The organism is Bacteroidota bacterium (assembly GCA_016706255.1).
GTDB lineage: Bacteria > Bacteroidota > Bacteroidia > Chitinophagales > BACL12 > UBA7236.
Genome location: JADJJZ010000001.1, coordinates 281,836 through 296,870, shown reverse-complemented (window position 1 = coordinate 296,870; position 15,035 = coordinate 281,836). Strand labels below are relative to the sequence as shown.

The 15,035-nt window shown below is 38.4% G+C and carries 11 protein-coding genes and 1 pseudogene; 9 read left to right on the top strand and 3 right to left on the bottom strand.

Translation table 11 applies throughout. The features are described from left to right. Nucleotides 1-4 precede the first annotated feature (4 nt). From IPI65_01300 to IPI65_01270, 7 genes are all read left to right on the top strand, one after another. Nucleotides 5-436, top strand: a complete 432-nt coding sequence (locus IPI65_01300) for a FixH family protein (GenBank protein MBK7440197.1) — start codon at nucleotides 5-7, stop codon at nucleotides 434-436. Beyond that, nucleotides 433-1,149, top strand: a complete 717-nt coding sequence (locus IPI65_01295) for a sulfite exporter TauE/SafE family protein (protein ID MBK7440196.1) — start codon at nucleotides 433-435, stop codon at nucleotides 1,147-1,149. The genes IPI65_01300 and IPI65_01295 overlap by 4 nt, the downstream gene beginning before the upstream one ends. A 57-nt stretch (nucleotides 1,150-1,206) precedes the next feature. After that, entirely contained in the window at nucleotides 1,207-2,301 is a 1,095-nt protein-coding gene (locus IPI65_01290) for a Nif3-like dinuclear metal center hexameric protein (protein MBK7440195.1), read from the top strand. 3 nt (nucleotides 2,302-2,304) lie between these two features. Continuing rightward, nucleotides 2,305-3,048 carry a hypothetical protein gene (locus IPI65_01285; protein ID MBK7440194.1) on the top strand — a complete coding sequence of 248 codons (744 nt, stop codon included), beginning with the start codon at nucleotides 2,305-2,307 and terminating at the stop codon, nucleotides 3,046-3,048. Between the two features lie 29 nt (nucleotides 3,049-3,077). After that, on the top strand, nucleotides 3,078-4,556 hold the full coding sequence (locus IPI65_01280) for a hypothetical protein (protein MBK7440193.1): 1,479 nt from the start codon (nucleotides 3,078-3,080) through the stop codon (nucleotides 4,554-4,556). A gap of 150 nt (nucleotides 4,557-4,706) precedes the next feature. Beyond that, a complete protein-coding gene (locus IPI65_01275) occupies nucleotides 4,707-6,197 on the top strand; it encodes a T9SS type A sorting domain-containing protein (protein ID MBK7440192.1) in 1,491 nt (496 codons plus the stop codon). Between the two features lie 93 nt (nucleotides 6,198-6,290). Next, nucleotides 6,291-7,739 carry a hypothetical protein gene (locus IPI65_01270; GenBank protein ID MBK7440191.1) on the top strand — a complete coding sequence of 483 codons (1,449 nt, stop codon included), beginning with the start codon at nucleotides 6,291-6,293 and terminating at the stop codon, nucleotides 7,737-7,739. Here IPI65_01270 and IPI65_01265 read toward each other — a convergent pair. Continuing rightward, nucleotides 7,733-9,241, bottom strand: a complete 1,509-nt coding sequence (locus tag IPI65_01265; protein ID MBK7440190.1) for a T9SS type A sorting domain-containing protein — start codon at nucleotides 9,239-9,241, stop codon at nucleotides 7,733-7,735. The genes IPI65_01270 and IPI65_01265 overlap by 7 nt on opposite strands. 115 nt (nucleotides 9,242-9,356) lie before the next feature. On the opposite strand from IPI65_01265, the pseudogene murB reads away from it, so the two are divergent. Continuing rightward, nucleotides 9,357-10,372, top strand: a pseudogene (gene murB / locus IPI65_01260) (UDP-N-acetylmuramate dehydrogenase). A gap of 1,788 nt (nucleotides 10,373-12,160) precedes the next feature. Here murB and IPI65_01255 read toward each other — a convergent pair. Beyond that, nucleotides 12,161-13,024 carry an SDR family oxidoreductase gene (locus IPI65_01255; protein ID MBK7440189.1) on the bottom strand — a complete coding sequence of 288 codons (864 nt, stop codon included), beginning with the start codon at nucleotides 13,022-13,024 and terminating at the stop codon, nucleotides 12,161-12,163. Between the two features lie 100 nt (nucleotides 13,025-13,124). On the opposite strand from IPI65_01255, the gene IPI65_01250 reads away from it, so the two are divergent. After that, complete coding sequence (locus tag IPI65_01250; GenBank protein ID MBK7440188.1) at nucleotides 13,125-13,517, top strand: acyl-CoA thioesterase; 393 nt, start codon at nucleotides 13,125-13,127, stop codon at nucleotides 13,515-13,517. A 29-nt stretch (nucleotides 13,518-13,546) separates the two neighbouring features. Here IPI65_01250 and IPI65_01245 read toward each other — a convergent pair whose 3' ends face one another. Further along, complete coding sequence (locus IPI65_01245) at nucleotides 13,547-14,791, bottom strand: aminotransferase class I/II-fold pyridoxal phosphate-dependent enzyme (GenBank protein ID MBK7440187.1); 1,245 nt, start codon at nucleotides 14,789-14,791, stop codon at nucleotides 13,547-13,549. Nucleotides 14,792-15,035: the final 244 nt, after the last annotated feature.

The following is a 15,035-nucleotide window of genomic DNA, read 5'->3' as shown; positions in this document are numbered from 1 at the left end:
AACTATGAACTGGGGTAAAAAAATATTATTTGTATATCTCGCATTTGTTGGGGTTATGATATTTATGGTTGTAAAAAGTTTTCAGCAGGATTACGATTTGGTAACACCTGATTATTATGCTGAAGAATTAAAATTCCAGGATCAGATTGATGCCTCCAACAATGCTGCACAATACAACGATTCAATTGAAGTAAGTGCTCAGCAGTCTGCAGTGGTTCTACAATTTCCTGCACAATTTGCAGGAGCTGCATCAGGTGAGGTGTATTTTTATAAAGCATCCAATTCTGAAAATGATATCAGACAAGCGTTGAAATTAGATGCAAGTGGCATGCAATCATTTAGCAAAAGTCAGTTTGCAACAGGCGCTTATACAGTTAAAATAAAATGGGTGTATAACAATACAAATTATTACACAGAAAAAGAGTTGTTTTTGTGAATGGATTATTGATAACGGCTTTTGTTACCGGCTTATTCGGTAGTTTACACTGCGCTGGCATGTGCGGACCATTAGCGTTATCATTTAATTTTCAAAATAAAGGAAATCCGTTTTTGAATGGACTGGTATATAATGCTTCCCGCATTTTTGCCTATATTTTATTAGGATTAATTTTCGGAGCAATTGGAATGAGTTTTGCATTTGCCGGATGGCAGCAAATTGTTTCAATTGTTTCCGGATTAATTGTTTTAATCATTATTTTTTTTCAACAATGGTCATCTGCACAGCCAAAATTTACCTGGTTAATGCGATACAACAATTTTGTAAAAAATAAAATTGGAAAAGCATTAACACAAACAGGATTTAAATCAGTTGCAATTTTAGGATTCTTTAATGGACTATTACCTTGTGGGTTAGTTTATCTTGCATTAGCAGGAGCAGTAGCCGGAGGTGCAATTGTAACCGGTGGTATTTATATGTTGTTATTTGGCCTTGGCACTTTTCCTATGCTCTATTTATTTTCTGCTTTTGGTAATTATTTAAGCTGGAAGAAAAAATTGGCAATCAGAAAATATCTCCCTGCTTTTAGTGTGGTTATTGGCGTGTTATTAATTCTGCGCGGATTAAATCTCGGCATTCCATACGTTAGTCCTCAAATAAACACCAACGCACAAATCACAGCGGAACAAGGTGGAATCAATTGCCATAAATAAGATTTTCCAGTAACTGATTTTTGGCTTACTGAAACATATTTTCCTAATTTCGCAGGTATGACCATTCAGGATATAGTAAGTTATCTCGAAACAATCGCCCCGCTGTCATTACAGGAAGGTTACGACAACGCCGGACTGCTTACCGGAAATCGCAAAACTGAAGTTACTGGTGCGCTGATTTGTCTCGATTCGCTGGAGTCGGTTATAGATGAGGCGATAACATTAAATTGTAATCTGGTAATTGCCCATCATCCCATCATTTTTGGCGGGTTAAAACGACTGAATGGCAATAATTACATCGAAAGGACCATTATTAAAGCCATTAAACATGATATCGCGATTTATGCCATCCATACCAACCTTGACAATGTTCGTCATGGTGTAAATGCTAAAATTGCGGAAAAACTAGGCCTTATTTCTACCAGGGTGCTATCTCCCAAACAAGGCATTTTAAAAAAACTGGTCACTTTTGCACCTGTTGCCAATGCCGGTGACGTGCGTTTTGCGCTGTTTGAAGCCGGTGGCGGACATATTGGTCATTATGACCATTGCAGCTTCAGCGTTGAAGGAACAGGCACTTTTAGGGGTGATGCTACTACAAATCCCTACGTGGGCACCATAGGGGAGGACCATTTTGAAAATGAGGAGCGAATAGAGGTAATATTCCCAAGTTACCTTCAGTCTAAACTACTGGCCGCCTTAATAAAGGTACATCCTTATGAAGAGGTAGCTTACGACATATACAGTTTAGACAATAAATTTCAGGATGTAGGAGCGGGTTTGGTTGGGGTTTATGAAACACCTATGGAGGAGATGGAATTCCTGCAAAAACTGAAGCAAACTATGCAATGCGGGGCAGTTCGACATACCAAGTTATCGGGTAAGCCGGTTCGGAAAGTCGCACTGTGTGGCGGTTCCGGGGCGTTTTTGCTTAAAGATGCCATTGCAGCAGGTGCTGATGTGTATGTTTCGGCTGATTTCAAGTACCACGAGTTTTTTGACGCCGACAGCCGTTTAGTGATTGCAGATATCGGGCATTATGAGAGCGAGCAATACACAATTGAATTGATTTCCGACTTATTGATGAAAAAATTTGCTACCTTTGCGGTTCATTTGTCAAAAATTAACACTAATCCTATTAACTACCTATAAATTATGGCAGCAGTGAAGGAATTATCAATAAAAGAAAGCTTACAGGCGCTTTGGAAATTGCAGAAGATACATTCCAAAATCGACGACATTACCATTTTAAAGGGCGAACTTCCTATGGAGGTGAGCGATTTAGAAGATGAAATTGTTGGTCTTGAAACGCGGATGCACAAACTCGAATCGGAGTTGAAAGAGATTGAAAGCGACATTTCAGGCCGTAAAACCACTATTGCAAATGCTAAAACTCAGATTAAAAAATATGAGACGCAGCAAAATGCAGTTAAAAACAGTCGTGAATTTGATGCTTTAACAAAAGAAATCGAGTTGAATAAACTGGATATCGAATTGTGTGAGAAAAAAATCAAAGAAGCCGGCTTTTTGAAAGATGCAAAAGCAAAAGCAATTGAAGATGCAAAAGAGGTTTTTGAAAACAAGAAAAAAGACCTGAAAAAGAAAAAAGAAGAATTAGAACGCATCATCGAAGAAACGGAAAAAGAAGAAGCTGATTTTGCTAAAAAAGCAGAAAAAGCTGAAAAGGAAATTGAAGAACGTTTAATGGGTGCTTATTATCGTATCCGTTCATCATACCGCAACGGTTTAGCTGTAGTTGCCGTTTCACGTAACTCATGTGGCGGTTGTTACGCAGTAGTTCCACCTCAGCGTCAGGCGGAAATAAAACAAGCTAAAAAAATTATTATTTGCGAACACTGCGGCCGCATCCTCGTGGATGAAACTGCAATGGATTCATAATTTAATTTTAAACATAATTTTCAAATGCCATGAAGCAATATTTTTTTATATTCTTCATGGCATTTTTGTTACCATTTACCGGTAAAGCGCAACAGTATGATTTTAATCAGCGCTGTATCGATGCCTATACCAATATTCAGGAACTTCGTTTTGCGAAAGGCAAACAATTACTTGAATTAGAAAAAAAGGAAAATCCGAAAAACCTCATTCCGTATTACGTTGAAAATTACATTGATTTTTTAACCACCTATATCAACGAAAACGAAGCGGAATTCGATAAGCTGGAACCCAACAAGGCTATACGTTTAGATAAATTGGATAACGGTGATGTTAACTCGCCTTATTACCTCTATTGTCAGGCCGAAGTATTAATTCAATGGGCGTTTTCCAAATTGAAGTTTGAAGAATATTTATCTGCATTTACAGATGTGCGTAAGGCATATTTATTATTGGAAGAAAACAGTAAAAAATTCCCTGATTTTATTGCCAATAAAAAGAGTTTGGGCATGTTGCATGCAATTGTTGGCGCCATTCCCGACCAATATAAATGGGGCGTAAATATGTTGGGCATGGATGGTTCAATTGACCAGGGATTAAAAGAATTAAAATCGATTATTGAATATAGTAAAACCAATACATTTATTTTTAAGCAGGAAGTATATCTCTACTATGCATTTATAGCACTTTATCTGGGGAGAGATGCAACTACTGCTTGGAATATTGTAAAAGACCTCGACACCAAAACTAATCTCATCAACGTATTTTGCAAAGCAAGTGTGGCAATGCGCACAGGCAGAAATGACCTGGCACTGGAAGTGTTAAACGGCAGGCCAACGGGAGTAGAATACATGAATTATCAATATCTTGAATTTATGACCGGTTTGGCGAAAGCAAGAAAACTTGATACCGGCGCAAGTGCACATTTCGAAAAATTTATCAATAGTTATAAGGGTAAAAATTATATTAAAGAAGCTTATCAGAAAATGGCCTGGATGGCTTTGATTAATGGAAATAAGGATAAATATTGGGAATACATGTATTACGTTAAATCACGCGGCGATGATTTAATTGATGATGATAAACAAGCCTTGTATGAAGCCGAAAATAAAACCATACCGAACGTTACCTTATTAAAATCGCGTTTACTATTTGATGGGGGATATTATAAAGATGCGTTAAAACAACTCGAAGGCAAAAGCGCAGATAGTTTTTCCAGTGATAAGGATAAAGCAGAATTCACTTATCGTGCCGGGAGAATTTATGACATGGCCGGTTTGCCTGATAAAGCAAAAGGATTTTATCTCGCAACCATAAAATTCGGAACAGATTTACCTTATTACTACGCTGCAGGTTCTGCATTTTATTTAGGCACTATTTATGAAACTGAAAAGGATTATAAAAACGCTGCAAAATATTATCAGATTTGTCTCGACATGGACAACAAAGAATACCAAACATCCCTTGATGGGCTTGCTAAAGCCGGGTTAAACCGTGTGAAAGGGAAATAACTGCTTTACTTTTTAGAATGCCTTTTATTGTAATTAAATACATGTTGTAAGTACCTAATTACTACCCTGATTTATATCTCTTTTAATAGTGATAACGGTCCCATTCCCGGATAATAGTGTATGCTATTTTTGAAATATAAATTCTTTATTATGAAAACAGATTTTAATGAATTAGGAATTACACGCAAAGGTGTTTTTTTTGTGATGTTATTTTGTTTGATACCACAAATTTATGGACAAACAGGTGGAGCCTTAGTTGAAACAGGGCCGTTGATGAACAGAACCAGAATTGTTCCGCTAACTGCAACATTGGATGATGGTCGCATTGCAATTTTTGGTGGTAGAGAATATGGATTTGTTTCGGGTTATTACACTGATTTATATGATCCTGAAACTAACACCTTTGCTGAAGTTGGAATGAGTACACCTCGTGATGCTTCTGCAATTGCAAAGCTTAATGATGGAAGGTATTTATTAGTTGGTGGTGGTTATGATTGGGGTATTCCTGCTTATGCTGAAAATGAAATATTTAATCCTCAAACTGACCTTTTTACTACTGCAGGCACCATGAATTATTCGCGTATGCAACCCGCTGCGGCGCAATTGAACGATGGTCGGGTTTTAATTATAGGCGGTTGGTACAATGACTATGCTGCCGCAGCTACTGAGTTATATGATATCACCGGTAATGTTTATGTTACAGCCGGTAATTTAAATGTTCCGCGTGCGCAGGCTTTAATTTTACCTACAAATGATGGAGGTGCTGTTGTTGCCGGAGGATGGCCTGCTTATGGTGGTGGTTTAATTACCACAACAGAGTATTTTGATCCTATAACTAATTCTTTTACCGTGATGAATTCTGAATTAATTCCTGCTGAACCCGGTTGGACCGTTTATGGAAATAATATTGCCATTGAAGATGCTAAATTGGTAAATGGTAAATATGCTTTATTGGCATACAAATCTGAACCCTCATTAGAATGTGCAATATTGTATTTCGACCCGGAAACAAAATTGTTTGAAAAAAAATTCAGTTTTGCCTATCCGGAAATGGAACCCATAAGTGGTGGAATCTATAATATGTTATCGATAAATGATGACGGTAATTTTATTTATATTGTTGGAACTAAAGCTTCAACAGACCCGACAGCATTGGCATTAATTGCAATTAATATAAATACAGAAATGGTTTACATTCCGGAAGATAATTTCGTATTACCTGCTACTCAGTATTTATTCCCTGCCATGGCATATGTTCCAATGTCTGATAAATTGTTATTAATGGGCATTAGCACAACACCTTCTGATTATTTTAATGCAACTAATATTACCTATTTGCTAAAACCGGGCTATACCGTTGGTGTTGAACAAATTGAAATCACTGCCTGTCAGTTAAGTTGTTTTCCTAATCCTACAAGAGGGGCCTTTACTTTGTCATTGCAGTCTGCTATTCCCGACACCTATAATTTAACTATCACTGATATTGGTGGAAAAATAATTTTTGTAACTGAAATTGATGTAAATGGCACATCGGTTCAAACTTTAAAATTTTCAAATTTGGGGTTATTACCGGGCTATTATTTAATCAATATAAAAGGTAATAGTGGTATTGTTACTACCCCGTTAATTGTAACAGAATAATTATATGTATGGATAGAAGGGGTTATTAATACCCCTTCTGTCCATTTTTTTTGAGATTCTTTGTTATTTTTGTTTGAATTCTAATCAACAAGCATGAATCTCAACCGTGTGGTTTTGTTGCTGCTTTTTGTAGTTGCAATTTTTAGTTTAATCACCATGAACAGCTCCCATGCCTGGGGTGATGACTTTGCCATGTATTTAATGCATGCAGAAAATATTGCGACCGGTAAACCTTACGCAGAAACAGGCTTCATTTACAACGACTTGGCACCAACTTATGCCCCACAAAGTTATCCGCCGGGGTTTCCGTTGTTATTAGCAATCGTTCAACCATTTTTCGGATTAAATTTTTTAGCCTATAAAATTTACATCTTATTATTCTTCCTGATTTTTTTGTGGCTTGTTTATGTTTGGTTGAAAGATAAGGTGGATGGGAGGTATGTTGTTGGGATAATAGCATTGCTTGGATTCGCACCATTTATCTGGCAATTAAGAGATAGTATATTATCCGATATACCGGGTGCAACGTTCACTCTGGCTGCATTAGTTATGTATGAGAAAGCCATGAAATCAACCAAATGGGTGCACTTTGTAATATTGGCCTTTTTGATTTATTTCACTTATGCAATAAGAACTATTGGTATAGTTTTGTTACCTGCAGTTTTATTTACTGCTGCTTTCACAAGATCACAAAAGTGGTTGCGCATTTTAATAACGATACCGTTGTTTTTATTGTTCACATGGATACAGTCGAAGTTGTTTGTTCAGGGAGAATCCTACTTTGGAATTGTTTTAAATATTTATGCTGAATTAACTTTTGATGAGGTACTATCAATGATTGGTTATGCGGTGCAATTGTACTTTAATTCATTTAGCGATTTTTTCATAGGCTCTTATCATAATATATTTACAAATTCACTTGCATTTTATATTGGAATGGCATTTTTTTTAATCGGTTTCCTGAAAAAAACTTTTAAAAAAATTGGCATCACCGAATTTTTATTTTTAGGAAATTTGATTATAATATTACTTTGGCCCTCCTACCAGGGGTTAAGGTTTTTTCTTCCGTTATTGCCTTTATACTTGTATTATATTGTTTATGGGTTTTCAATCTTTAAATCGGAAAGGCTTAAAAATGCTATTACCGGTTTTTATATTTTGTTAGCTCTTTCATCCTTCGTATCATTTTATACAAATAAAAGTTTTAAGGGAGATGAATATGGTTTAACCGGTAAGGAAAGTAATAGTGTATTGCAATTTATAAAAGAATCTACCGGTGAAAATGTTGTCATAATGGCGTCCAAGCCTAGGGCAGTTTGCTTAGTTACAGGTAGAAAATCAATTGTTTATCCTGACGTAATAAACAGAAATAAGTTGTGGCAAAATATAAAGGAAAACAAGGTTAACTACCTGCTTTTAAATTCGTATCCTAATTACCCAACTTATTTAGATACAGGCACTGTCAACAGTAATAATAATTTGAAAATAGTATATGAAAATGAAGAATGGCTTTTATATCAAATCAATAATGTTGCTCAATAATTTTGCTTCACAAAAGTAGAATTCCATGTTCCATTTGTTGTAATTACCTGTATAAAATAAACGCCATTTGTTAAGCTACTTACATCAATTAGGTAATCACTTTCGCCACTTTTAATTGTTTTACCCTCCAGATTATAAATATAAAATTGACAGTTATTTAAATCAACCAGATATTCAGGTAATTTGATATAGTTATTTGTAGGGTTAGGATATATTTTAAATTCATTAGAAGTTTTGGCCCCGAATATGCTATTGTCAAGCACACTAAAATCATAAGGATTTCCCCATTCATTCAGGCCTAATTTAAAATATTGCATATCTAATTTATAATAATTGCTATTGTCGGTTGAATCCAGATAATGCATAACCCCTAAACCTTCACCATATAATTGTTCAGGCATATTTATTAATTCCGGATTTGACAAACATCTTGTTCCTTCATCAAATTGATACCAATCATAAACATATTTATGCGGTATGCCGGCAAATATTGTATCATCTTTCATCCAATCACTATATCCGGCATTTGTTGAATTGAACACTTTTAATTCAGGCGTGTCTAAAAATGCATAATCAGTATAGTTGTAAACAAGATTAATTGTATCCCAAATGATATTTAGTTGAATTCCGTCATCAGTGTAAAGGGTATCAAATTGAATGCGCTCTATTGAATATGAAGCATTAGTTGGGGACAATGTTTTTGCCAATACAAAATACTTAAAAGCACTAATTCTTTTGTCAACATCATAAATTAAGTCCGGTGCAACTTCTTCTCTATAATGATATTCATATCCGGTATTGAAATTAAATGCATGTTGCGCATTAACATCTACAATGCCAACATCCGGATTCGTAATTCCCCTTGTTACCCTGGCAAGTGAATCGCCCGGTAATGGAAAAATATTTAAATTGAAAGTTTCCACGAGTCCATAATTTTCAGAAATATCAATTTTTGTGTCATTAGGGAATACCGTTGTAAGCATAGCGCCGGCGGCTGTAAAAACATTTAATTTAACACGATACAATGAGTCAAATAAGCCATTGATAATTCCGCCATAAATATGATTAACAACTGTAGCTTTTACATAACTGCCATCAGGCCACTTATACATCTTCCAGGTATCACCATTTTTAATGGTAGACTTAATGAAAATACTGTCATTTTGTTGGTTGAAAAAGATATAAGTGCCGTCGGTATCTGACGTAACCACTACCCGGTTGCCAAGTAAAATGGTATCATTATATATAAAGTCGCACTCAGGTTCAGGGGAATTTTGTAATTGATAGTTGAAATAAAATATGCTGTCAGTGCCAGAAACTTCAAACGAATCAACCTGAATGAAATAATAAATACTATCCATCCCTGTTGTTTTGAGACGGGCAAACGTTAGATCTCGATTTTCATTTAACAAGCGGTAATTTTGTGCATTTACAGGGGTCGTAAATACCAAGGCAAAGGTTAATATCGATAGTAATATATAATGGTTGCGAGATGCCTGCATGTTAGAAATTTTATTTTTTACACTATTGTAATTACCTTACATTTACTGTAAAATTACTCAAAATCTCCTTAAATAGGGATTGCGGAAAGTTTAATAAGTAAAATTCAAGTCAGTTTTGGAAGTAAGTAATAATATTAACCTAAGTTCGTATAACACTTTTGGCATATCTGCAAACGCGAAGGAATTTATCACTATAAATAGCATCAATGAGATTGCGCTATCTATAGATGCCAAAATATTTTCCCAAAACACTTCATCATCGGAGGTGGCAGCAATATTTTACTCGGTGGTGATTACGATGGAATTGTCATAAAAAATAACCTCAAGGGCAAACAAGTCATTAATGAAGATGACGAATTTGTTTGGGTTAAGGCAGCGGGAGGGGAGATTTGGCATGAATTGGTCATGTTTTGTGTAAATCTGAATTTGGGCGGAATTGAGAACCTTTCCCTGATTCCCGGAACAGTTGGAGCAGCACCAATTCAAAACATTGGTGCTTATGGTGTTGAACTGACTGATGTTTTTGAAACACTTGAAGCTATTGATATTTTAACCGGTGAGCTCAAAATATTTTCAAAAGGTGAGTGTGCATTCGGTTATCGGACCAGTGTATTTAAAACCAATTTAAAAGGGAAATATTTTATTACTGCTGTTACATTTAAACTCAATAAACATCCGGTTATCAAAATGCAATATGGTGCGATAAAGGATGTGTTAGCTGCACAACAAATAGTTGCGCCTACCATTAAAGATATCAGTAATGCCGTGATTGCTATTCGCAGCAGCAAATTGCCGGATCCTAAAATTTTAGGTAATGCAGGAAGTTTCTTCAAAAACCCTGAAATAAGCAACACACATTACAATGACTTAAAATTAGTTTATCCTGAAATGCCCGGATTTACCACCCAAAACAACCTGACCAAAGTTCCTGCAGGTTGGTTAATTGAACAATGCGGCTGGAAAGGCAAACGTGTTGGCAACACCGGTGCACACAAAGACCAGGCCCTCGTTTTAGTCAATTACGGCAATGCCACAGGACAGGAAATAATTGCACTTGCTGAAACCATTCAACAAAGTGTGATGGATAAGTTTGGAATTGCCATAGTGCCGGAGGTGAATTTGGTTAATTAGCAAATTAGCTGATTAGCAAATTAGCAAATGGAGTTTTTGAGCGAGAACGTCATTTGTAGCTCAATTGGCAGAGGGGGGAATGAATTAGCAAATTAGCTGATTAGCAGATTAGCTAATGGGGTTTTTGAGCGAGAACGTCATTTGTAGCTCAATTGGCAGAGGGGGGAATGAATTAGCAAATTAGCTGATTAGCAGATTAGCTAATGGGGTTTTTGAGCGAGAACGTCATTTGTAGCACAATTGGCAGAGGGTGGAATGAATTAGCAAATTAGCTGATTAGCAAATCACTGGTGTCCGGTAAAAAAAAAGGAGAATTTTTTTTTTTTTTTTTTCCCCCCCAACCCCCCCCCTTTCCCGAGCCCCCCTTCCCCCCCCCCCCCCCCCCCCCCCCCCCCCCCCCCCCCCCCCCCCCCCCCCCCCCCCCCCCTTGCCCCCCCCCCCAAACGACCATTGGTCTAAACCAAAATTTTTTGTCGTTTACCCCCTTTTTCCCCTGGTTTTGGGGGGGTTTTTCCGCCCCCCCCCTTTGGCGCAAACCCCCCCCGGGGGGGGGGGAACACCCCCCAAAAAACCCCCCCCGGGGGGGTCGGCCCCCCCCCCCCAGGGGGAGGGCCCGAAACACCCCCCCCCCCCCCCCCCCCCCCCCCCCCGCCGCCCCCCCCCAAAAGGGGCCCCCCCCAGGGTTTTTTTTTTTTTTTTTTCCGAAACCCCGAATCCTATTTTTTTTTTTCCCCCCCCCCCCCCCCCCCCCTACCCCCCCCTTTTTTTTTTTTCCCCCCCCCCCCCCCCCCCCCCCCCCCCGCGCGGGGCCCGCGGGGGGGGGGGGGGGGGGGCCCGGCCGGGGGGGGCGGGCGGGGGGGGGCGGGGGGGCCCCCCCCCCCCCCCCCCCCCCCCCCCCCCCCCCCCCCCCCCCCCCCCGTTTTTTGGGGGGGGGGGGGGCGGGCGGGGACCGCACACACCCAAAAAAACCCCCCCGGGGGGGGGGGGGGGGGGGAAGGGGAGGCGGGGGGGGGAATTTTTTTTTTTTTTTTTTTTCCCGGGCGGGCCGGGAGCCCCGGCCGTTCGGGGGCGGCCGCGGGCGGGGGAAAAAAAAAAAAAAAAAAAACACAAAACACAACACCCTATCCAATAAATTTTTTTGGGGGGAAAACCCCCCAAAAAAAAAAAAAAAAAAGGGGGGGGGGGATTTTGGTTTTTTTTGGGGGAAAAAAAAAAAAAAAAAAAACCCCCCCCAAAAAAGGGGGGGGGGGTTTTTCCCACACCCCCGGGGGGGGGGGGGCCCCGCCGGGGGACAATTTTTAAATTTTTTTTTTTTTTTTCCCCCCCCCAAAAAATTTGTTTTTTTAAACCCCCCCCCCCCCCCCCCCCTTTTTTTTTCCCCCCGGGGCCCCCCCCCAAAAACACCAACCACCACAAACCAAAACCCCCCAAAAAAAAACACCCCCAAAAAATTTTTTGGTTTTTCCCCGACAACAGTGATTAGCAAATTAGCTAATGTGGTTTTGAGCTAGCAACAAGTTTGGTTTTATTATTCAAAATTTATCGGTAAAATCAACTAAGTAGTTAAATGGACATTCTTCTCCCATTAGCTGCAAGCTAATGGGCGCATTAATTAATCATAAAACAAAATAAAAGTTGCTTCAGAGCTCAAATGTTCAATCGAGTATAACTCCCATTAGCTAATCAGCTAATTAGCTAATCAAAATAAAAGTTGCTTCAGAGCTCAAATGTTCAATTGCACGATTACTCCCATTAGCTAATCAGCTAATTTGCTAATTAGCTAATTGCTCACTTTTTTCGCATCATCTCCATCATATCCCAAAGCTGGGTTGGCACTTTATCCAGCATATTAAATTCACCGGCACCTTTTATCCATTCGCCGCCATCAATTACCACTACTTCACCGGTAATATAGGATGCGTAATCGGAAATCAGGTAGGCTGCGAGATTTGCTAATTCCTGATGTTCGCCAACCCGGCCAATTGCATTGCGTTTGGCGATATCGAAATCATCTTTCATATCGGGTGGCATTAATCTGCTCCATGCACCTTCAGTCGGGAAAGGTCCCGGTGCAATTGCATTTAATCGGATACCGTATTTTCCCCATTCAACAGCCAGACTTCTTGTAAGTGCCAATACACCTGCTTTACCACAGGCACTTGGTACTACATAACCGCTGCCTGTCCAGGCGTAAGTGGTAACAATATTTAAAACAGCAGCAGGTATTTTATTTTCAATCCAATATTTTCCAAATGCTAGGGTGCAATTATAACTGCCTTTTAAAACGATGTCTACTACCGTATCAAAAGCGCGGTGGCTCAATCGTTCAGTAGGCGAGATAAAATTTCCTGCAGCATTGTTTAATAAAATATCAACTCTGCCGAATTTTTTTATCGATTCCTGTAATACATTTTCTACCTGCTCATAAATTCTTACATCACAAGCAACTGCAAAACAATTCCCTTTTGTTTCAGCACTTAATTCAGCAGCAGTTTTTTCAATTACATCCAGTTTGCGAGAGGTAATTACTACGTTAGCACCAAGTTCTAAAAAATATTTACTCATACTTTTACCTAAACCTGTTCCACCACCTGTAACAACAATGGTTTTACCACTCAGGCTGCCTTCTTTCAACATCGATTGATTATGCATGCTATTTTTTTTATAAAAATACAGTTTTATGTGAAATAGCGGTTTGATATAATCATTTTAACTTCCATTTATTCAACTTTTATCATCTTTGTGGTTAATTATGCTTACGCACGAAATAAAAGTAAGAGGGTTTCATTGTGATATGTTTGGACATGTTAATAATGCCCGATACCTCGAATTTCTTGAAGAAACCCGCTGGGAATGGCTTAACCGCTTGACTTCATTCGATTTTTTTGAAAGAAAAAACATGAGTTTTGTGGTAGTAAGTGTAACTATTCATTACCGTTGGCCAAGTGTATTAAATGATGTGCTTGAAATTAGTGTAGAGATGAAACAAATGAGCAATAGAAGTGCAACTGTTCACCAACGTGTTGTTCGTAAACACGATCAGAAATTAATTGCTGAAGCAGATGTAACTTTTGCAATGGTGGATAATACCACAATGAAATCTGTTCCTATTGATGAGGAATTGAGAGCAATGCTGACAGCATAATTAATAATTTATTCGAGCTGTTTTACGAATCAATATTTTAATTCGCCCAGGGCTCTTTCTAAACTACTAATAGTACCGCTTACATCTTCCATACTGCAAGTTCCAACACTAAGTCTGAACCATGGACTTTCCTTTTCACTGCCAAATGCATAAAATGGAACCAGTGCAATTCCGGCATCATTTAATAAATAGGCAGCAACATCACTCATCGAATTTATTTTATTGCCATCAGCTTTTGTAGCACCGCGTAAATCGCATTTAACAGTTAAATAAATTGCAGATTGTGGAGCAATACAATCAACGTGATATCCTTTCGACTTTAACGATTGAATGCCCTGATAAAAACCTTCGAGTCTGTTTTGAATTTGATGTTTATATGCAGAAAGAAAACGATTAATCGCTTCATCGTTCATCAAGTATTTTGCGGCTGCAACCTGCTCTGCTTTTGGCGCCCAGGCTCCGATATGGCTCAAAATACTTTTCATTTTATCTATAATATAACGCGGACCGAAACTCCAGCCCACACGGACTCCGGTTGCCGAAAATGCCTTACTTAAACCATCGATATAAATTACATAATCACGCAATTCAGGACGTAAAGAAACGGGATCATAATGATGCGTTTCGCCAAAAGTAAGCGTCCAATACAATTGATCATACATGATGTATAATGGCTTTTGATCAGGACTGCGACGTTTGTTTTCAGCAATTACCAAATCACAAATTTCAGCCAGTGCATTTTTTGTAAAGGCGGTTCCCGTAGGATTTAATGGAGAACATAATGCAATTAAAGTAGCATCGGAAATATGGGGTGCAATTTCTTCAGCCGTTGGCATAAAATTATTTTCAGGCTTGGTTTCTACTTCAATTTTTTCACAAAAACTTAAATGGGTGTAGTGATTATTATTCCAGCTTGGTATCGGATAAATTACTTTATCACCTTTATCCAATAATGTAATATAGGTTGCATAAATTAAAGGTCGACCGCCACCTGCAATTAAAAATTCATCAGTTTCATATTTTAAACCGTTATGACTTCCCACAAAATGTTGTGCTGCTTTACGTAACGATTCTAATCCGTTGGCAGCCGGATAGTTAGTTTCATTATTTTTATAGGCATTGATTATTTCCGCTTCTAATTCAGCAGGAATAGGAAATATTTTAGGGTCGAAATCACCAATGGTTAAATTGTAAATTTTTTCGCCGCGTTTCATACGCTCATTTACTTCGCCGGCCAGTTTTATTATTTCTGAACCAATCAGGTTTTCTGCCATTTGGGAAACCTTCAATTTCCGATTTGCCATAGATTGTACATCTGCCATAGGTGCAAAATAATGCAAAATTTTTAACGATTTGGTTTGGAAACGACATTTTTTAAGGGGACAAATTTTGGCCTTTTTCAGAAAAAGCGCATAGATTCAAGGTTATAGCTGTTGAGATGATGTTTAAAACCTAATTGGCATAAAGGTTTCAAGCCTGTTAATCCCGCCTAAATTGGAATTTATGGAGGTTCTGCCT

Excerpts from the sequence above, each read along its gene's own strand:
- IPI65_01300 (MBK7440197.1), top strand. The coding sequence starts at position 5 with ATGAACTGGGGTAAAAAAATATTATTTGTATATCTCGCATTTGTTGGG.
- IPI65_01290 (MBK7440195.1), top strand. The coding sequence starts at position 1,207 with ATGACCATTCAGGATATAGTAAGTTATCTCGAAACAATCGCCCCGCTG.
- IPI65_01285 (MBK7440194.1), top strand. The coding sequence starts at position 2,305 with ATGGCAGCAGTGAAGGAATTATCAATAAAAGAAAGCTTACAGGCGCTT.
- IPI65_01280 (MBK7440193.1), top strand. The coding sequence starts at position 3,078 with ATGAAGCAATATTTTTTTATATTCTTCATGGCATTTTTGTTACCATTT.
- IPI65_01275 (MBK7440192.1), top strand. The coding sequence starts at position 4,707 with ATGAAAACAGATTTTAATGAATTAGGAATTACACGCAAAGGTGTTTTT.
- IPI65_01270 (MBK7440191.1), top strand. The coding sequence starts at position 6,291 with ATGAATCTCAACCGTGTGGTTTTGTTGCTGCTTTTTGTAGTTGCAATT.
- IPI65_01265 (MBK7440190.1), bottom strand. The coding sequence starts at position 9,241 with ATGCAGGCATCTCGCAACCATTATATATTACTATCGATATTAACCTTT.
- IPI65_01255 (MBK7440189.1), bottom strand. The coding sequence starts at position 13,024 with ATGCATAATCAATCGATGTTGAAAGAAGGCAGCCTGAGTGGTAAAACC.
- IPI65_01250 (MBK7440188.1), top strand. The coding sequence starts at position 13,125 with ATGCTTACGCACGAAATAAAAGTAAGAGGGTTTCATTGTGATATGTTT.
- IPI65_01245 (MBK7440187.1), bottom strand. The coding sequence starts at position 14,791 with ATGGCAGAAAACCTGATTGGTTCAGAAATAATAAAACTGGCCGGCGAA.